Origin of the sequence: Streptomyces sp. NPDC029044 (genome assembly GCF_040637495.1) — a bacterium.
In the GTDB taxonomy this organism is placed as follows: domain Bacteria; phylum Actinomycetota; class Actinomycetes; order Streptomycetales; family Streptomycetaceae; genus Streptomyces.
The window spans coordinates 61,975-80,818 of the sequence record NZ_JBEZWN010000017.1 but is presented as its reverse complement, the minus strand read 5'-3'; the positions used below and the strand labels follow the sequence as shown (position 1 = coordinate 80,818).

The 18,844-nt window shown below is 70.4% G+C and carries 14 protein-coding genes; 1 reads left to right on the top strand and 13 read right to left on the bottom strand.

From position 1 onward, the window contains the following. Nucleotides 1-116: 116 nt before the first annotated feature. The 4 genes from AB0E85_RS16775 to AB0E85_RS16760 form a co-directional block, all read right to left on the bottom strand. Nucleotides 117-2,735: a hypothetical protein gene (locus tag AB0E85_RS16775; RefSeq protein WP_361927248.1), complete on the bottom strand. Its 2,619-nt coding sequence runs from the start codon at nt 2,733-2,735 to the stop codon at nt 117-119. Nucleotides 2,736-2,891: 156 nt separating this feature from the next. Beyond that, nucleotides 2,892-3,302: a DUF6113 family protein gene (locus tag AB0E85_RS16770; protein ID WP_361927245.1), complete on the bottom strand. Its 411-nt coding sequence runs from the start codon at nt 3,300-3,302 to the stop codon at nt 2,892-2,894. Then, nucleotides 3,299-4,201: an N-acetyl-1-D-myo-inositol-2-amino-2-deoxy-alpha-D-glucopyranoside deacetylase gene (gene mshB / locus AB0E85_RS16765; RefSeq protein WP_361927243.1), complete on the bottom strand. Its 903-nt coding sequence runs from the start codon at nt 4,199-4,201 to the stop codon at nt 3,299-3,301. Before mshB ends, AB0E85_RS16770 begins: the two co-directional genes overlap by 4 nt. 28 nt (nt 4,202-4,229) lie before the next feature. Next, entirely contained in the window at nt 4,230-4,424 is a 195-nt protein-coding gene (locus tag AB0E85_RS16760) for a hypothetical protein (protein WP_030842840.1), read from the bottom strand. Nucleotides 4,425-4,601: 177 nt separating this feature from the next. Between AB0E85_RS16760 and AB0E85_RS16755 the strand changes: the two genes are divergently transcribed. Beyond that, a complete protein-coding gene (locus AB0E85_RS16755) occupies nt 4,602-6,728 on the top strand; it encodes a prolyl oligopeptidase family serine peptidase (RefSeq protein WP_361927240.1) in 2,127 nt (708 codons plus the stop codon). A gap of 121 nt (nt 6,729-6,849) precedes the next feature. Here AB0E85_RS16755 and AB0E85_RS16750 read toward each other — a convergent pair whose 3' ends face one another. The 9 genes from AB0E85_RS16750 to AB0E85_RS16710 form a co-directional block, all read right to left on the bottom strand. Next, nucleotides 6,850-7,266, bottom strand: coding sequence for a VOC family protein (locus AB0E85_RS16750; RefSeq protein ID WP_361927238.1), 417 nt, complete (start codon nt 7,264-7,266; stop codon nt 6,850-6,852). 65 nt (nt 7,267-7,331) lie between these two features. Continuing rightward, complete coding sequence (locus tag AB0E85_RS16745; protein ID WP_361927235.1) at nt 7,332-8,480, bottom strand: dipeptide ABC transporter ATP-binding protein; 1,149 nt, start codon at nt 8,478-8,480, stop codon at nt 7,332-7,334. After that, entirely contained in the window at nt 8,473-9,525 is a 1,053-nt protein-coding gene (locus tag AB0E85_RS16740; protein ID WP_361927342.1) for an ABC transporter ATP-binding protein, read from the bottom strand. Before AB0E85_RS16740 ends, AB0E85_RS16745 begins: the two co-directional genes overlap by 8 nt. 17 nt (nt 9,526-9,542) lie before the next feature. Further along, a complete protein-coding gene (locus AB0E85_RS16735) occupies nt 9,543-10,502 on the bottom strand; it encodes an ABC transporter permease (protein WP_361927231.1) in 960 nt (319 codons plus the stop codon). Next, complete coding sequence (locus AB0E85_RS16730; protein ID WP_361927229.1) at nt 10,495-11,424, bottom strand: ABC transporter permease; 930 nt, start codon at nt 11,422-11,424, stop codon at nt 10,495-10,497. Before AB0E85_RS16730 ends, AB0E85_RS16735 begins: the two co-directional genes overlap by 8 nt. Before the next feature lie 133 nt (nt 11,425-11,557). Then, nucleotides 11,558-13,171 carry an ABC transporter substrate-binding protein gene (locus AB0E85_RS16725; RefSeq protein WP_361927227.1) on the bottom strand — a complete coding sequence of 538 codons (1,614 nt, stop codon included), beginning with the start codon at nt 13,169-13,171 and terminating at the stop codon, nt 11,558-11,560. 608 nt (nt 13,172-13,779) lie between these two features. Beyond that, nucleotides 13,780-15,687, bottom strand: coding sequence for a translational GTPase TypA (typA, locus tag AB0E85_RS16720; RefSeq protein ID WP_361927224.1), 1,908 nt, complete (start codon nt 15,685-15,687; stop codon nt 13,780-13,782). 143 nt (nt 15,688-15,830) lie between these two features. Beyond that, entirely contained in the window at nt 15,831-16,448 is a 618-nt protein-coding gene (locus AB0E85_RS16715) for a hypothetical protein (RefSeq protein WP_361927221.1), read from the bottom strand. Between the two features lie 111 nt (nt 16,449-16,559). Then, complete coding sequence (locus tag AB0E85_RS16710) at nt 16,560-18,701, bottom strand: ABC transporter family substrate-binding protein (RefSeq protein ID WP_361927218.1); 2,142 nt, start codon at nt 18,699-18,701, stop codon at nt 16,560-16,562. Nucleotides 18,702-18,844 lie beyond the last annotated feature (143 nt).

Here is an 18,844-nt window from a genome sequence, read left to right as displayed (position 1 = left end):
GCAGTGCCGGGTGTCCGGAGTGCCGCATGACAGGTGTCATGCCGATGCGGTGACGACGAGCGCCCCCGCCCTCACCGGGCAGGGGCTCTCGTGCGGCGTACGGCGGTGGCCGGAGGTCAGTTCGGCGTGGTGTCGATGACTCCGACGCGCTCCGCGGGCGTCTTGCCGCGCAGGGCCTTGCGCAGGGCCGTGACGACGTCCTGCGGCGTGACGTCGCGCTTGCCGCTCGCGCCCTCGATCTGCACGCCGTCGAAGGTCGTGCCGTACGCCTCCTGGAGCGCCTTGAGGTTGTAGGTGTCCACGAGCTTGCCGTCGACGGCCTTGAAGCTGAGGATCTTCGGCAGTGACAGCGCGCCGAACGGGATGCTGTGCGCCGGGTCGGTCTGCACGAAGGCCTTGGCCGACATCGCGGGCTGCGCGAAGTCCTTCAGGACCCGGTCCACCTCGGCGTTCGAGACCGTCGGCTGGCGGGTGGTGGTCGGGAGGTTCACCGTGCCGGCCGTGCCGGTCTCCACCTGGGTGCGGTACGCCTCCTCCACCGTGGTCGTCGCCTTGGCGAGGTCGATGCCCTTGCCCACCTTGCCGTACACGGGGACGGCCTTGCCGTCCTTGAACTCGATCGTGCCGTCGGTCGACGCGCCGGAGCCGCCCGCCGCGTCCTCCAGGGAGGCGTGCAGCTTCTCCTCGTCGACGGGCATGACCGGCGTGACGACGCGGTGGTTGCCGAAGAGCGAGGCGATCACGGAGACCGGGTTGTAGTCGCTCTTGGCCGCCGTGTCGGCCGTGGCGTCCATGTCGAACTGGAGGCCCGCGTTGTCCGGGTCGAGGGCGACGGTCTTGCCGCCCACCGACAGCTTCAGCTCCTTGCCGACGCGGTCGTCGAAGGCCTCGTCGAGCTTGCGGACCGCGCCGTCGCGGGTGGTGCCGCCGATGTCGACGCCGAGCACGGTGGTGCCCTTGGGCACGTCGGTGCGGTTCATCAGCAGGCCGGCGCCGTAGACGCCACCGGCGGCCACGACCACGCCGACCGCGAGCAGCACGAGCTTGCTGCGGCCCTTCTTCTTCGGCGCCTTGGAGGAGCTCGCCGGGGGCGGGGAGACCGGCTCGGGCAGCTTCGGGGCCGTGTGCGGCGCCGGGCCGTCACCGGGGGCGCCCGGGCCGAACGGCGAGGCCGCGCCGGACGGCACGACGGGGATGCCGCTGGTGACCGTGTGCCCGGAGACGTTGTCGTGCCGGGGGCCGTAGCCCTGGCCGTCCGGCGGTTCGGGGGCCGGCTTCTGCGGGGTGAGGACGGCGGTGTCGTCGCTCATGCCGCCGCCGGGGCCGGGGCCTGCGGCGCCGGGAGCGGGGGTGCCGCCCTGGGTGCCCGGCCCCGCAGGGCCGCCGGGGGCACCGGGGCCGCCGCCTATGGCTCCGGGCCCGGCGGGTGCGCCGGGGCCTCCCGGCCGGCCGGGGTTGGTGAAGGCCTCGGGAGCGCCGGAGCGAGCCGGGTCGCCGAAGCCGCCGGGGCCGCCGGAGGAGCCGGGGCCGCCAGGGGCACCGGAGCGGCCCGGGTCGTTGAAGGCCTCGGGAGCGCCGGGCCGGCCCGGGTCGCCGAAGCCGCCGGGGCCGCCGGAGGAGCCGGGGCCGCCAGGAGCACCGGAGCGGCCCGGGTCGTTGAAGGCCTCGGGAGCGCCGGACCGGGCCGGGTCGCCGAAGCCGCCGGGGGCACCAGGACCACCGGGTGCGTCGAAGGCGCCCGGGCCCGTCCGGCCACCGGGTCCGCCCGGCTCGTTGCCGAAGCCGCCGGGGGCACCAGGACCACCGGGTGCGTCGAAGCCGGCCGGTGGCACCATCGGGCCGTCGCCGGTGACCGGTCCGCCGGTCGGGCCGGCCGGGCCCTGCGCGGCGGGCGCGCCCGGCTCGCCGAAGCCGTTGGCGGCGCTGGGGCCGCCGCCCTGGCCGTCGTAGCCGCCCTGTCCGTTCTCGGAGAAGTACGGCAGATCGTCGCGGCGGGGTTCGCCGCCGCCCGGCGCGGGACGCGAGCCGTTGCCCAGCGGGCCCGCCGCCAGGGCCTCGGTGACGTCGAAGGAGCCGGTGCCGCCGCCGTGCCCGGGCGCGACGGGGCCACCGGTCGCACCGCCGGGGAGCCCGGCACCGTTCGTGCCGCCGGAGCGGGAGCCGCCCGGCGCGCTCATGGACCCGACCACGCCTCCGGGCCGCCCGGCACCCGGCCGGGCCCCGCCGGACGCACCGGCACCGGCACCCGGCGTGCCGGCAGCGGGGCCGCCCGCCGCCGGACCCGAACCGCCCGGCAGCCCGGCCCCGTTGGTGGAGCCGCTGCCCGGACCGCCCTTGCCTCCACCGGACTTGCGCGGCGCGAACCAGTCGCTGGCCGGCTTGTCGTCGCCCGGCTGGGCGGGCTCGGCGGGCGACTCGGCCATGCCGGGGGACGGGGCGGCGCCCGGCGCTGTCGGCTCGTCACCGCGCGTGTCGGTGTCGGCCGGGCCTTCCGCCTCCGCGACGGGCTTGCGCACGACCACGGGCGGAATCGGCCGCGACCCGGGGATGTTGATCCGGATCCGGGTCGTCAGCGTGGTCTCGGTCTTGCGTTCCTCCGGCCGTGTGGCGGAACGGCCCGCGTCCGCACCGGCGTCGGAGACCGTCGGGGTCCCGTACGGCGGCGTACCCGACGGGTAGGCGGCTCCACCGCGCCCGTTGGGCCCGGAGGACGGAGTGTCAGTTTCACGACTCAAGGCAGGTTCTCCCGGTTGGCTCCGCCGCCCGACACAACCTCACGCGGGCAGCTCGGCGGCGCGCACCACCATACTGGCCACTTCTCGCCCGTACCCCGTGACCGCCGGGGAAACCCACACCGGACCCCCACGGCCACCTCCTGGCGAAGTGGTACGTCACTTGGCAAGTCGGACGGGATCGCCGTCCGGTTGCCGTCCCGGGGCGAGGGTGGCGCAGATCACAGCCACGGCGATGCCCCCGAGCAGGAAGAGATAGGAGCCGCTCCCGGCGGCGAAAAGGAAGTCGCCCTCGGTGCGGCTGGCGGTGAGCAGGACGACGGCGAGCATCCATCCCGCGGCGACCGCGACGCCCCCGGCCCGGCCGCGGAGGACGCGGGTGGCGCCCAGGACGGCTCCGGCCTCGCCGGCCAGGGCGAGCAGCAGTCCGCCGGGGAACCAGCCCGGCTGTACCAGCGCCCCGGCCACGCCGACCACGGCGCCGAGGACGAAGAACCCGAGGCAGGCGGCGGCGCGTCCGGCGGTGGGCGGCCGCATCGGCTGGGCGAGCATCGGCGTACGGTCGCTCACGAGGTCTCCTCCACGCCGGCGAACAGGTCCGTCTCCCGCTCGCCGGGGCCCCGCTCGCCGCGCACCAGCTCGTAGTACTCGGTCGTGAGGATGGGCTGGGCGAGTTCGTTGGAGAGCACGAAGTACGGCCCGGACACGGTGATCTGGGTGGCGTGGGCACGCATCGCGGCGGCTTTGGCTCCGGCGTGGGCGGTGCCGTCGATCTCGGTGGTGATCCGCTCCTCGGGCACGACGCCCGGGACGTCGTCGACCTCGGCGGCCTTGGTGAAGGGCGTGCCGGGCAGGTCCTCCCGGAGCCGCGCGAAGGACTCCTCCACAACCGGCCGGGGGACCCGGTTCCAGTAGACCTTGGGGACCGCCAGGCCGGCGTCGGCGCACAGGTCCACGGCGCGCATCGCGACGCGGTGGGCCTGGATGTGGTCGGGGTGTCCGTAGCCGCCGTTGCCGTCGTAGGTCACCAGGACCTGGGGACGTACCTCGCGGATCACCTCGACGAGGTGCGCGGCGGCCTCGTCGACGTCGGCCTGCCAGAAGCAGCCGGGGTCGTCGTTGTCGGGCAGGCCCATCATCCCGGAGTCGCTGTAGCGCCCGGCGCCGCCGAGCAGGCGGAAGTCCCGCACGCCGAGCTCGGCCATGGCGGCGGCGAGCTCACGGCGGCGGTGCTGCCCCAGGGCGACGCCCGACAGGTGCGCGAGCTCGGGCGGGATGACCTCGCCGCGCTCACCGAGGGTGCACGTGACCAGGGTGACGTGGGCACCCTCGGCCGCGTACCGGGCCATGGTCGCGCCGTTGTTGATCGACTCGTCGTCCGGGTGCGCGTGCACCAGCAGCAGACGCCTCGCGGAGCGAGGTGGGGGTCCCCCCTGCTCGGAGAGCGTGGGGGAGGGCAGTTCCGTCATGGGGCCAGCCTACGAGGTCCCGGGACGGTCAGAACTTGATGCTGCCGATCATGCCCGCGATGTTCGTCGTCAGCTCGTTGATCGTGGGAGCGACGGTCGAGGAGGCGAGGTAGAAGCCGAGCAGCATGCAGACGATCGCATGCCCCGCCTTCAGCCCCGACTTCTTGATGAGCAGGAAGACGATGATCGCCAGCAGCACCACCGCCGAAATCGAGAGTGCCACGGCGGCTCACCTCCAAAGATCCACGAGGACGCGGGGGGTCGGACTATGGGGGCATCAAATCCGTACAGCAGCCAGCAGGTTCATACCCACTATGCGACATTGATCATAACTATCCGTCTGCGCGCATCGATCGGCGCACGGCCGCACAAGGGGGCGCATGGCCAATATGGTCAGGGCATGACGACCGAGCCTCACTCCTTCCCCCGACGGCACGCCCGTACCCAGCGCTTCACGCTCGGCGCGCCGCGTTCCTTCACCGTGGCGCCCGACGGTTCGCGTGTCGTGTTCCTGCGCTCAGGTTCCGGTACGGACCGGGCGAATGCACTCCGGGTCCTCGACGTGGAGGAGGGCGCAGAGCGCGTGGCCGCCGACCCGCGCGCCCTGCTGGGCGGCGCCTCGGAGAACCTCTCAGCCGAGGAACGGGCCCGGCGCGAACGCAGCCGTGAGGGCGGCGCCGGCATCGTCGGGTACGCCACCGACGCGGCCGTCGAGTTGGCCTCTTTCGCCCTGTCAGGGCGGCTTTTCGCGGCCGAGCTGCGGGCCGGGACGGCACGGGAGCTGCCCGCGCCGGGGCCTGTGATCGACCCTCGTCCGTCGCCCGACGGGCGGCATGTCGCCTATGTCGCACGGGGTGCGCTGCGGGTGGTGGGTGCCGAGGGGGAGGGCGACCGGGCGCTCGCCGAGCCGGAGGCGGAGAACGTCTCGTACGGACTGGCCGAGTTCATCGCGGCCGAGGAGATGGGGCGTTCGCGGGGCTTCTGGTGGGCTCCGGAGTCGGACCGGCTGCTCATGGCGCGGGTGGACGACACGCCGGTGGGGCGGTGGTGGATCGCCGACCCGGCGCATCCGGACCGGGAGCCGCAGCGGGTGCCGTACCCGGCGGCGGGCACCGCCAACGCGGAGGTGCGGCTGTTCGTGGTCGGCCTGGACGGGCTGCGCACGGAGGTCGCGTGGGACCGGGCGCGCTTTCCGTACCTGGCACATGTCCACTGGTCAGCGGCGGGGGCGCCGCTGCTGCTCGTACAGGCGCGCGACCAGCGCAGTCAGCTGATCCTGTCCGTGGATCCCGATTCCGGGGCGACGCGGATGGTGCACGCCGACGAAGATCGAACATGGCTTGATCTTTTCCCCGGAGTGCCCTGCTGGAGCCCGTCCGGGCAGCTGGTGCGGATCGCCGACGAGGGCGGTGCGCGGGTGCTGGCGGTCGGGGACCGGCCGCTCACCGGCGCACAGTTGCACGTCCGGGCCGTGCTGGACGTCTCCGAGCACGACGTGCTGATCTCGGCGTCGGCGGGCGCGGAGGCCGCCGGAGAGCCGGAGACGGGCCAGGTGCACGTGTACCGGGTGAACGAGCTGGGCGTGGAACGGGTGTCGCAGGAGCCGGGCGTGCACGCGGCGGTGCGGGCCGGGGAGGTGACGGTCCTGGTCTCGGCGACACTGAACCGGCCAGGTTCTCTCGCACAGGTCCTGCGCGACGGAAAACCGACCAGGACTGTCCCTTCGTACGCCGAAGATCCCGGTATGTCCCCCCGCGTGACGCTCACAGAGGGGGGCGCACGCCGCGTCCCGTGCGCCGTGCTTATGCCTCGGGACTACGACGGTGACACCCCCTTGCCGGTGCTCATGGACCCCTACGGAGGGCCGCACGGGCAGCGGGTGGTCGCCGCCCACAACGCCCACCTCACGTCGCAGTGGTTCGCGGACCAGGGCTTCGCGGTCGTGGTCGCGGACGGCCGCGGTACCCCGGGCCGCTCCCCCGCCTGGGAGAAGGCGGTCCACCACGACTTCACGCTGTCGCTGGACGACCAGGTGGAGGCCCTGGAGGACCTCGCGAAGCGCCACCCCCTGGACCTGTCCCGGGTGGCGATCCGCGGCTGGTCCTACGGTGGCTGGCTGGCGGGCCTGGCGGTGCTGCGGCGCCCGGACGTCTTCCACGCGGGCATCGCGGGCGCGCCGGTGACGGACTGGGCCCTGTACGACACCCACTACACGGAGCGCTACCTGGGGACGCCCGCGGACCACCCGGAGTCCTACGCCAAGAGCTCCCTGGCGACCGCCGAGGGGCTGTCCTCCCCCGCCGGGCCGCACCGCCCCCTGATGATCGTGCACGGCCTCGCCGACGACAACGTGGTGGTCGCCCACGCCCTGCGCCTGTCCTCGGCGCTGCTGGCCGCCGGCCGCCCCCACGAGGTGCTTCCGCTGTCCGGCGTCACCCACATCACCCCTCAGGAACAGGTCGCCGAGAACCTGCTCCTGCTCCAGGTCGACTTCCTGAAGCGCTCCCTGGGCATGCCGACCGCCTGAACACGGCAACGGGCCGGGACGCCTGCCGGCGCCCGGCCCGTCTACGGCACCCGCACGGCCGTACGCTGACCAGCCTGACGTGTCCGTATATCGGAACCGGGTCAGCGAAGTTGCCTGCGTGTTAACGCAGTTGGCCGGGGTTCGCGGGGTCGCCGGTCTCGGTCGCCACGAGTTCCACCTCGAAGCCGTCGCTGTCCGAGAGATAGGCCGCGTAGTGCTCCGCACCGCCGGCGTGCGGGTAGCGGTCGGCGAACAGCGGCCTCCAGCCGTGCGCGGGAGCCTCGGCCGCCAGCGCGTCGACCCGCGCGGGGGATCCGGCGTGGAACGCGAGGTGGTTGAGCCCCGGCCGCATGCGGTCGTGCGCGGCCGCACTCATCGCCGGCGACTGCTCGACGACGAGGTACGTCGGGCCGAGCCGCCAGCTACGGCCGTGCTCCCACTCCTGGTACGGCCGGCAGCCGAGGCGGCCGAGGAGCCAGCCCCATGCGCGGACCGCCCGCGGCAGGTCGGGAACCCACAGTTCGATGTGATGCAGCATGCCGTGATCCTCCGACGCCGGTTCCCGGCACCCTGTGGAGGGTGCCGGGAACCGGGAGCAGTCGGTCAGGCCGCGTGGACCACGTCCTTCTCCTCCGCGAAGTGGCAGGCGGACTCGTGGGCCGCCGGGGTGTCCTCGCCCTTGAAGCGCTCGGGGACCGCCAGGAGCGGGACCTCCTGGGCGCACTTGTCCTCGGCCTTCCAGCAGCGGGTGCGGAAGCGGCAGCCCGAGGGCGGGTTGGCCGGGGACGGGACGTCGCCGGTGAGGATGATCCGCTCGCGGCCCTCGCGGGACTCCGGGTCGGGGACCGGGACGGCCGACAGCAGCGCCTGGGTGTAGGGGTGCGTCGGGTGGTCGTAGATCTCCGTGTCCGTGCCGATCTCGGCCATCTTGCCGAGGTACATCACGCCCACGCGGTCCGAGATGTGCCGGACGATCGACAGGTCGTGCGCGATGAAGAGGTACGAGAGGTTGAACTCGTTCTGGAGCTTCTCCATCAGGTTGATGACCTGCGCCTGGACGGACACGTCCAGCGCGGAGACCGGCTCGTCGCAGACGATGATCTCGGGGTTCAGGGCCAGGCCGCGGGCGATGCCGATGCGCTGGCGCTGACCGCCCGAGAACTGGTGCGGGTAGCGGTTGATGTACTCGGGGTTGAGGCCGACCACGTCCAGGAGGTCCTGGACCTTGCGGCGGCGGTCGCCCTTCGGCGCCACCTCGGGGTGGATCTCGAAGGTCTCCCCGATGATGTCGCCCACCGTCATACGGGGGTTGAGCGAGGTGTACGGGTCCTGGAACACCATCTGGATGTTCCGGCGGACCGCCTTCAGCGCCCGCCCGGACAGCTTGGTGATGTCCTGGCCCTTGTAGAAGATCTCGCCCGCGGTCGCCTTCTCCAGCATCATCAGCAGCTTGGCGACCGTGGACTTGCCACAGCCGGACTCGCCCACGATGCCGAGCGTCTCGCCCTGGTAGAGGTCGAAGGAGATTCCGTCCACGGCCTTGACCGCGCCGACCTGACGCTTGAACAGGATGCCCTGGGTCAGCGGGAAGTGCTTGACCAGGTTGCGCACCTGGAGGATCGGCTCACCGCGCTCCACCGGCGCGTCGAGCGCGGCCACCGCCGCCTCCTCGGTCGCGACGTCGACCGTCTCGACCTCGGTGACGTTGGGGGTGGCGTCCATGGACTCGTCCTTCTTGCCCAGCTCAGCCATGGATCGTCTCCTTCCAGAAGTGGCACGCGCTGCCGCGGCCGGTCAGCTCGCCGCCGTCCCGCTCGGTGACGGGGAACAGCTGCGGGACGTCCGTGCGGCAGATGTCCTGCGCCTTCGGACACCGCGGGTTGAAGGCGCAGCCGGACGGGATACGCGTCAGGTTGGGCGGCAGGCCCTTGATCGCGTACAGGTCCTGGCCCTTCTGGTCCAGGCGCGGGATCGAGTCGAGCAGACCCTTGGTGTACGGGTGCGCGGGCCGCTTGTACAGCTCGTGCACCGGGGCGGTCTCCACGATCCGGCCGGCGTACATCACCGCGATCTTGTCCGCGACGTCGGCGACCACGCCGAGGTCGTGGGTGATCAGGATCAGGCCCATGTTGTACTCGCGCTGCAACTCCGCGAGCAGGTCCATCACCTGGGCCTGGACCGTCACGTCGAGGGCCGTGGTCGGCTCGTCGGCGATGATCAGGTCCGGCTCCAGCGCGAGCGCCATGGCGATCATGATGCGCTGACGCATACCGCCGGAGAACTGGTGCGGGTAGTCCCCGACGCGCTCCTTGGCGGCCGGGATCTTCACCCGGTCCATCAGCTCGATCGCCTTGGCCTTGGCGTCCTTCTTGGACAGGCCCTGGTGCACGCGGAACATCTCGCCGAGCTGGTAGCCCACGGAGAGCACCGGGTTCAGCGAGGAGAGCGCGTCCTGGAAGATCATCGCGATCTTGTTGCCGCGGATCTTCCGGCGCTCCTCGCCGGACATCTTCAGCATGTCCTGGCCGCGGAAGAGGATCTCTCCCTTGGGGATGCTGCCGGGCGGCATGTCGAGGATGCCCATGATGGCCTGGGCGGTGACGGACTTGCCGGAGCCGGACTCGCCGAGCACGGCGAGCGTCTCGCCCGCGGCGACGGAGTAGTTGACGCCGTTGACGGCCTTGGCCACGCCGTCGCGGGTGCGGAACTCCACGTGCAGGTCGCGGACTTCGAGCAGCGGGCGGCCCGCGTCCTGCGAACCGTCGGCCGAGGGGCTCTCGGCCGTTTCATCGATGATGGTCACGTACGCCTCCCTCAGCGCAGCTTGGGGTCGAGGGCGTTGCGTACAGCATCGCCGAACATCAGGAACGAGAGCACCGTGATCGAGACCATCACCGAGGGGATGATCAGGGTGTGGGGGGCGATACGGAGCTGCTCACGTCCTCGTGCCACGTCGCCGCCCCAGGACACGGCCGTGTCACCGAGACCCACGCCCAGGAAGGACAGGGTGGCTTCGGCCGCGATGTAGCCGCCGAGTGCGATGGTCGCCACGACGATGATCGGCGCGAGCGCGTTGGGCAGGATGTGCCGGAACAGGATCCGGGAGGTCGAGGCGCCGAGCGCCTTGGCGGCCACCACGTAGTCCGCCTGCTTGATGGTGATCACGGCACCGCGGGCGACTCGGGCGATCTGGGTCCAGCCGAGGAAGGCCAGGGCCATGATGACGACCCAGACGGTGCGGTCGTCGAAGGAGTTGAGCACCACCAGGGCACCGAGCAGGAACGGGATGCCGAGGAAGATGTCGGTCGTCCGCGAGAGCAGGGTGTCGGTCCAGCCGCCGAAGTAGCCGGCGATCATGCCGATCACCGTGCCGATCACGGTGACGGCGACGGTGACACCCACACCCACGGTGATCGAGGCGCGGGCACCGTAGACGACACGGGCGTAGATCGAACGGCCCTGGACGTCGTAGCCGAGCCAGTCCGGGGCGAAGAAGTGGCCCCAGTTCGGCTTGCCCAGGTAGTGCTTGGCCAGGTCGGCGTCGCGCGGCGAGGCGCTGGTGAACAGGCCCGGCCAGAGCGACATCACCAGCAGGAACACGATCAGCACGGCCGATACCAGGAACAGCGGGTTGCGACGCAGGTCGTGCCAGGCGTCGGACCACAGGCTGCGGGCCTTCTCGGGAGCCGGGCCGGCGTCGGTCACGATGACGCCCGCAGTGCTCGCGGTGTCACCGGGAAGGGCTTCGACCTTCTCGACGGTCTTGTCAGGCATACCGGATCCTCGGGTCCAGGACCGCGTAAAGCAGGTCGACGATCAGGCTGGCGGCGAGGTAGATGAGCACCATCAGCGAGGCGATTCCCACGACCGTGGCGCCCTCACGCCGGCTGAGCGCGTCGTAGATCTCGATGCCGATACCCCGGACGTTGAAGATGCCCTCGGTCACGATGGCGCCGGTCATCAGGTTGCCGAGCTCGATACCGAGGAAGGTGACCACGGGGATCAGCGAGTTTCGCATCAGGTGGACACCGATGACGCGGCGGCGCGGCAGCCCCTTGGCCACGGCGGTGCGCATGTAGTCGGACCGCAGGTTCTCCGCGATCGACGTGCGGGTCAGCCGGGCGACGTAGGCGAGCGAGAGGGACGCCAGCACGATGGCGGGAAGCATGAGCTGGCCGAAGTCGGTCGAGTCCGTCACCGTGGGCGTGGTGACCGACCACTGGAAGGCGAGCAGGTACTGCAGCAGGAAGCCCAGCACGAAGGACGGCATCGAGACGAGGACCAGCGTCAGCGTCAGCAGCCCGCGGTCCCGCAGCGTGTCGGGGCGCAGTCCGGCGACGACACCGAGGCCGATGCCCACGAGCGTGACGAAGGTGAAGGCGAACAGCGTCAGTCTGATCGTCACCGGGAACGCGTCGGCGATGACGTCCGCGATGGGCCGCTGGCTGGCGATCTGGGTGCCGAAGTCGCCTTGGAACAGCCCGGTCATGTAGTTCACGTACTGCTGAAGGAGCGGCTGGTCGAGGCCCAGTTCCTTCTTGATGCTCGCGACCACCGTCGGGTCGTACGCCTGATCCCCCATCATCGCCCGGACGGGATCGCCGGGCAGGGCGTACATCATGCAGAAGATGAGCAGGGTTGACCCGATGAACACCGGGATCATCTGGAGCAGTCGTCGTGCGACATAGCGCCCCATAGGTGCCTCCGTGAGGGGTTAACGCAGGTGCGGGGGCCGTCTCCCGATGACGAGACGGCCCCACGCACCTCCCACCGCCGCCTGAATCGGCGGTGGGCTTACGGCCGAGTGGGAAAAGCCCGGAGGGCTCCTCTTACTTGGTGGTGACGGCCCACACTTCGAGGTCACCGTGGAAGTCGACGTTGACGTTGTCGACGTTCTTACCGTGGCCGCCGTTGATGCGGTAGTACCAGAGCGGGATGGCCGGCATGAAGTCGACCAGCTTCTTCTCGACCTCCTGGAAGGCCTTCACCGACTCGTCGAGCGACTTGGCCTTGTCGGCCTTGTTCATCAGCCCGTCGATCTCCTTGTTGGAGAAGCGACCGTTGTTGGCCTCGGCGGTGGTGTGGTACAGCTCCTTCATGAAGTTGGCGTTGACCGGGTAGTCGGCGACCCAGCCACCGCGGTACATGCCCTTCACCTGGTCGTTGTCACGGGCCTCGAGGTCCGTGGCGAAGTCCGGCTTGGGGTCGCCGGTGCAGTCGACACCGGTGGCCTTGCGGATGGACTCGCAGACCGCGGTCACCCACTCCTTGTGGCCACCGTCGGTGTTGTACTGGATGGTGAACTTGTTGCCCGGGACGCCGCCACCCTCCTCGATGAGCTTCTTGGCCTTCCCCGGGTTGTACGTGAACACGTCGGTGTCCAGGTTCTGGTTGCCCTTGACACCGGGCGGCGTGAAGGACTTCGCCGGGGTGCGGGTGTTGTTCAGAACCGTCTTGGTGATCGTGTCACGGTCGATCGCCATCGACAGACCCTGGAGGACCTTCGGGTCGATGTCCTTGAAGGTCTTGGAGTAGAACGCCGGGGTCAGCGACTGGAGGGCCGCGTACGGCTGCTCGATGGCGCCGTCGCCGAGGTCCTGCTTGTACTTCGGCAGGTCCGTCGGGCCGACCTGGCGGATCATGTCCAGGTTGCCGGAGACGACGTCCTTGTAGGCGGCCTCGAGCGTCGTGTAGGCCTTGAACTGGACGCCCTTGTTCTTCGCCTTGTTCGGGCCCTGGTAGTCGTCCCAGGCCTTGACCTGGATGAGCTTCTTGTGGTCCCACTTCTCGAACGTGTAGGGACCGTTGCCGATCGGCTTCTGGCCGAAGGCCTTCGGGTCGTCGTAGAAGACCTTGGGCAGCGGGGCCCACGTGGTGTAGCCGAGCTTGTAGTTGAAGTACGGCATCGTGTACTTCAGCTCGATGGTGAAGGTGTGGTCGTCCACGGCCTTCAGACCGGACATGGTCTCGGCCTTCGGGTCGCCCTTCTCCGGGTGGACGTCGTCGTAGCCCTTGATGTCCTGGAACCAGAACGAGTTCTGCTGGTTGTTCTTGATGTTGGCGTACCAGTTCCAAGCGTCGATGTACGACTTGGAGGTGACTTCTTCGCCGTTGTGGAACTTCCAGCCCTTCTTGAGCTTGACCGTCCACGTCTTGGAGTCGTCGGTGGTGACCGACTCCGCGTTCGTGTAGACGATGTCGCCCTTGGAGTCGAAGTCCAGCAGCTGGGTGAAGATGGACTGGATGACGTACGAGCCGTTGGACTCGTTGGTGTCAGCCGGGATCAGGGGCTTCTGGGGCTCGCCGACGTCGATCGAGACGTAGCCGGCGGGTCCGGAACCCTTGCTCTTACCCTCACCATCACCGTTGCCGCCGCAGGCGGTGGCGGCCAGGGCGACGACTATCGCCCCCGCGACCCACTTGGCGCTCTTGGCACCGCGCATGGGTTCCTCCTAAGAAGTCATTGGTTCACCGCGAAGGGAGCACACGACACATCACGGCCCCCGCCCGTCGCCGGTGCCGGAATTCGTCGAGTGCCCCCGCGCTCGTGAGTCGCGCCACTGTCGGCTACTGACCCGTACATCCGAGCTCTACGCGCCTAACTATCTGCCAAACGCCTGGGCCGAACCACACCCACGAGGTCTCGGTTCGATCACAGCTCGCGTATACATCTTCCAAAATCCGGACAAAGGGTTTGGTGAGAGATCCCTGCGAAACGGACTTGTTACACATCTATCGGTAAGGACTGTCCGTATTCCGGACGCGAGAGTGAGAAAACCGCTTGCGACGTACCGTGAGTCCCGTGCAGGGTTCCACCGGAGTCTGTCGCGCACCCAAGAGGCTTGTGCGGCAAGGCCGTTGTGCGTTCCCCGGGGCCGGGGAGGCAGGGCACTTCCGCAGCAGGGTAGTGGGAGAAGACCGCCCCTGACGGCTGTCACCGGCAAGTCGAGGGTTTTCCCTACCCCTTGCCCGTGCGTTACCTCCCCTTCAGACAACGGCACCGGGCACCCCGCTCACGCGGAGTGCCCGGTGCTGTCGTGTGCGGCAGGTGTCAGCCGTGCTTGGCACGGCTCGCGGCGCGGGCGCGCTCGCGGGCGTCCAGGTTCACCTTGCGGATGCGCACGGCCTCCGGGGTGACCTCGACGCACTCGTCGTCCCGGCAGAACTCCAGGGACTGCTCCAGCGACAGCTTGCGGGGCGGGACGATCGACTCGGTCACATCGGCCGTGGAGGACCGCATGTTCGTGAGCTTCTTCTCCTTGGTGATGTTGACGTCCATGTCGTCGGAGCGGGAGTTCTCGCCGACGATCATGCCCTCGTACACCTCGGTGCCCGGCTCGGTGAACAGCACGCCGCGCTCCTGGAGGTTGGTCATCGCGAACGCGGTGACCGCACCGGCGCGGTCGGCGACCAGGGAGCCGTTGTTACGGGTCTGGAGCGCGCCGAACCAGGGCTCGAAGCCCTCGTGGATGGAGTGGCCGATGCCGGTGCCGCGGGTCTGGGTCAGGAACTCGGTCCGGAAGCCGATGAGGCCGCGCGAGGGCACGACGAACTCCATGCGGACCCAGCCGGAGCCGTGGTTGGACATGTTGTCCATGCGGCCCTTGCGGACGCCCATGAGCTGCGTGACGGCGCCCATGTGCTCCTCGGGCACGTCGATCGTCATGCGCTCGACGGGCTCGTAGGTCTTGCCGTCGACCTCCTTGGTGACGACCTGCGGCTTGCCGATGGTCAGCTCGAAGCCTTCCCGGCGCATCGTCTCGACCAGGATGGCCAGCGCCAGCTCACCGCGGCCCTGCACCTCCCAGGCGTCCGGCCGGTCGGTGTCCAGCACCCGGAGGCTGACGTTACCGATCAGCTCACGGTCGAGGCGGTCCTTGACCTGGCGGGCGGTGACCTTGCGGTCCTTGACGGCCGCCTTGTTGTCGGCGCCCTTGCCGGTGGCGCCACGGCCGACCAGCGGGGAGGTGTTGGTGCCGATGACCATGGAGATCGCGGGCTCGTCGACCGTGATCAGCGGCAGCGCGACCGGGTTCTCCGGGTCGGCCAGGGTCTCGCCGATCATGATGTCCGGGATACCGGCGACGGCACAGATGTCACCGGGGCCGGCCATCTCGGCCGGCTTGCGGGTGAGCGCCTCGGTCATCATCAGCTCGGAGATGCGGACGTTGCTGACGGACCCGTCGCGCTTCATCCACGCGACGGTCTGGCCCTTGCGCAGCTCGCCCTGCTCGACGCGGAGCAGCGCGATACGGCCGAGGAAGTTGTCGGCGTCCAGGTTGGTCACGTGGGCCTGGAGCGGGGCGTCCTCGTCGTAGGTCGGGGCCGGGATGTGCTCCAGGATCGTGGAGAAGAACGGCTCCAGGCTGGTGGAGTCGGACGGGACCGTGCCGTTCTCCGGCTTGGTCAGCGAGGCGATGCCGTCGCGGCCGCAGGCGTAGACGATCGGGAACTCGATCTGCTCCTCGTCCGCGTCCAGGTCGAGGAAGAGGTCGTAGGTCTCGTTGACGACCTCGTCGATCCGGGAGTCCGGGCGGTCCGTCTTGTTGATGCACAGGATGACGGGCAGGCGCTGCTGGAGCGCCTTGCGCAGCACGAAGCGGGTCTGCGGGAGCGGACCCTCGGAGGCGTCCACGAGCAGGACGACGCCGTCGACCATCGACAGACCGCGCTCCACCTCGCCGCCGAAGTCGGCGTGACCGGGGGTGTCGATGATGTTGATGGTGATGACGTCCCCCCCGTCCTTCGGGTGGTACTTCACCGCCGTGTTCTTGGCCAGGATCGTGATGCCCTTCTCACGCTCCAGGTCGTTCGAGTCCATCATGCGGTCGTCGACCGAGTCGAGCTGGTGCGCGGCGAAGGCGCCGGCCTGCTTCAGCATGCCGTCGACGATGGTGGTCTTGCCGTGGTCGACGTGGGCGACGATGGCGACGTTGCGGATGTCGTGGCGCGTGGCCATATTGCGGCGTTCTCCCGGAGTGTGAGGAATGCCCTGCGCGGACGTCTGCGGTGCGCGGGCCCTGCCGGGCTGAACGTGCCACGGCCTCACCCCATGGTACGGGGCTGCGGCCGCAGGGGTTAGCCGGGCTGCGTCGGTGCAGGTCAGGTGCCCTTCGCGGCCGCGGAACCGGCCGGACAGGTCCGCTGCGCGGCAAGACGTCCGGCGATTTCGTCGAACGGCTCGGAACAGGGCAGGAAGCCGCTGCCGGTGCCCTCCCACGTCCGCACCCGCCCCTTGACGGGCTCGCCGTTTCCGCAGGTGTACGTGAAGTCTGCGGTGACCAGCCTGATGTAGCCCCAGGAGTAGTACGCGCCCTTGAGGTCGCCGGTCGCCACCTCGAAGAAGTGGTCCTCCTCCGGGACCTCCTTCTCGGAGGGACCGGCGAGCGGTTCCTCGGCCTTCAGGTGTCTGCCCAGGGCCTTGATCACGTCGGCCGCGCCGACGCCCTCGGGCGTACCGGTCACCGAGGGCCGGTACACCGTGTCGCCGACGGGCTTGAGGCGGGAGGTGTAGCTGCTGGTCTTCTTCTTTAGCCTGATCGGGTCGGCCAGCGCCGTCAGCTTCTGCGTCCGCTGCACGCCGGACCAGGCATAGCCGCCGTTCGTGCAGGCCTCGGCCTTGCCGTCGCCCCCCGCCTCCCCCGTGCAGCCCGTCAGCCCCGTCACCAGCACCCCGACGACCAGTCCGGCCGTGCAGGCCCGCCTCACCATGCCGCGCATTCGCCGGCTCCCGTCCCCCGCGTGCGGACGCCCGGCGTCCGCACCATGATCACTGCTCCTCATGGTGCGGACGCCGGGCGGGGACGGCAAGGCGTTTGAGCGTTCCCAGAGCTACCGGGCGGCCGAGCCCTTCGCCGAGGGGCCGGACGCCGGCTTCGCGCCCTTCTTCAGGAAGCCCATGTCCTCGTGGACCGGTGTTCCGAAGCCGAAGGCGCCGGCGTTGACGAGGTTCTTGCGGGCCGCGAGGAGCTGGGGGCGCTGGAAGAGGGGGATCGAGCCGGCCGCCGCCCAGATGCGGGAGTCGGCCTTGCGGATCAGGGAGCGGGACTCGCCCTCGTCGAGGGTGGCCACGGCCTCGTCGAAGAGCTGGTCGACCTGGTCGGTGCCGACGCGGGTGTAGTTCTGCTCGACGTTCAGCGAGCCGTCGGCGGCCGGGACGGGCTTGGCGAAGACGGGGCGGGCGTCGGTGGCCGGGTACGCCGTGGCGGGCCAGGAGTACAGGGCGAGGTCGTACTGGCCGGAGGCGATGTGGTCCTTGAAGTAGGACTCGTCGGAGACCTTGGAGATCTCCGTGCCGATGCCGACGCGCTCCAGCATGCGGGAGATGCGGTCCGCGACGGTGCGCAGCGTCTGGGAGCCGGGCCCGGAGGGGAGCACGAAGCGGAGGGTGAGCGCCTTGCCGTTCTTGGCGAGCCGGGCGGCCTCCTGGTTCGCCGGGGCGGCGGTGCCCCGGGGCGCGTACGCGCCGGGGGCGCCACCCTGGTGCGACTTGTACTGCCTGCCGTCCTGGGCGAGGTGACCGGCCGGGTCCGGCCCGTGCTGGGCCTTGTTGTCCTCGCCGGTGTCGTCGGCCTTGTCGCCCTCGGGGCCGGCCGCCTTCTCCTTCTTCTGCTCCTTGACCGGGCCGCCGCGTACCCACCCGGCGTCCGCGAGCAGCGCCTGGGCCTCCTTGGTGTCCTGGCCGCCGAGGGCGCCGCTGTTGTCGGCGTAGTGGGCCTGGCCGGACAGGGCGAGGTGGCTGCCGACCGGGACGGAGGGCAGGCCGAGGGGCTTGAGGACGGCCTGGGCGAGTTCCTTGCGGTCCAGGGCGCGGGCGACGGCCCTGCGGACGCGTTCGTCGGTGAGCGGGCCCTCGGCGCCGTTCAGGGCGAGCTGGGTGTAGGCGGGCTCCAGGGACTTGCGGACCTCGAAGCCGCTGAGGGCCCGCTGCTGCCGGGCGTACTTGACGGCCGCCTTGCGCAGCTTCTTGCGGGCGACGGTCTCCTCGTCGGCGGCGTCCTCGTCGGAGCCGTTGGCGACGGCCCAGGATCTCAGGGAGTCCGCGGCGGACCGGTCGGCGCCCGGGCCCATCAGGGGGCTGCTGGAGCTGTGGGGGCGGGCGGCGAGGGTGATGCGGCGGGCCGCGGCGGGGTCGATCTCGGCCAGGTCGAGGGTGCCGGCGGCCAGCTCCGCGGCCCGCTTGTCGCGCGGGACGGCGCGCAGCACGATCTCGGAGAGCCTGGCCGGCTCGCCCCACCAGCGCGGGTTGCGGGCGAGGGTGATCTCCCCGTCCTCGCGGTCGGCCTTCTGCACCCGGAAGGGGCCCGCGGTGACCTTGAGCTTCTTGCGGGCTCCGTCGTTGAAGGAGTCCGGGGTGCCCATGACGTCCTTCGGGTACAGCGGCGAGAACAGCGAACGCCAGTCGGCGTAGGGGCGGCTGAAGGTGACCCGGACCTCCAGGGCGCTGTCACCGCGCTCGATCTTCTGGATGCGGTCGTAGCCGGCGTTGCGGGCGGTCCAGTAGGCGGTGTCCTTGCCGGACAGGGCACGCCACTGGGCGGCGAAGTCGGCGGCGCCGATCTCCTGGCCGTCGCTCCAGACGGCCTGCTGATTGAGCTTGTACAGGACGACCTGCTTGGGCTCGGTGTCGACGACCTCGGCGGACTCCAGGTAGTCGGCGTTGCGCTCCGGGCGGCCGGAGGCGTCCATGCGGAACATCGACGGCAGGACGGCCTGGGCGACGCGGGTGGTGGTGGCGTCGGCGTCCGACTGGAAGGTGTTCAGGGTGTCGGGCACGGAGTCGACGGCCCAGCGCAGGGTGCCGCCGTCGGCGATCCGGTCCCGGGGGGCGGGCTGGATGTCCTGCCCGGCGAGCGGCTTGCCGGACGGGTCCTCGGAGCCGCATCCGGCGAGCGCGGGCACCGCGAGCACTCCTGCGGTGAGGAAGGCGACCGAACGCGTGACCGCGCGCGGGCCGACGCCGTGCTGGGACATCTGTGCTACCTCCGGGAAGCCGCGGGCGTTATGATCACTTTTGGCGGTATTTGGAGTTCATCTGATGTATGCGGCCACTGAAGAGGAAAGGGTTCGGCAACACAGGGCGACACGGCGGTCACGGGCGGGAAGCCACCCGTGCG

Bases quoted from the DNA above. Each gene is read 5' to 3' on its own strand.
- typA (WP_361927224.1), bottom strand. From the start codon at position 15,687: ATGGCCACGCGCCACGACATCCGCAACGTCGCCATCGTCGCCCACGTC.
- AB0E85_RS16725 (WP_361927227.1), bottom strand. From the start codon at position 13,171: ATGCGCGGTGCCAAGAGCGCCAAGTGGGTCGCGGGGGCGATAGTCGTC.
- AB0E85_RS16730 (WP_361927229.1), bottom strand. From the start codon at position 11,424: ATGGGGCGCTATGTCGCACGACGACTGCTCCAGATGATCCCGGTGTTC.
- AB0E85_RS16735 (WP_361927231.1), bottom strand. From the start codon at position 10,502: ATGCCTGACAAGACCGTCGAGAAGGTCGAAGCCCTTCCCGGTGACACC.
- AB0E85_RS16755 (WP_361927240.1), top strand. From the start codon at position 4,602: ATGACGACCGAGCCTCACTCCTTCCCCCGACGGCACGCCCGTACCCAG.
- AB0E85_RS16750 (WP_361927238.1), bottom strand. From the start codon at position 7,266: ATGCTGCATCACATCGAACTGTGGGTTCCCGACCTGCCGCGGGCGGTC.
- AB0E85_RS16745 (WP_361927235.1), bottom strand. From the start codon at position 8,480: ATGGCTGAGCTGGGCAAGAAGGACGAGTCCATGGACGCCACCCCCAAC.
- AB0E85_RS16715 (WP_361927221.1), bottom strand. From the start codon at position 16,448: ATGCGCGGCATGGTGAGGCGGGCCTGCACGGCCGGACTGGTCGTCGGG.
- mshB (WP_361927243.1), bottom strand. From the start codon at position 4,201: ATGACGGAACTGCCCTCCCCCACGCTCTCCGAGCAGGGGGGACCCCCA.
- AB0E85_RS16710 (WP_361927218.1), bottom strand. From the start codon at position 18,701: ATGTCCCAGCACGGCGTCGGCCCGCGCGCGGTCACGCGTTCGGTCGCC.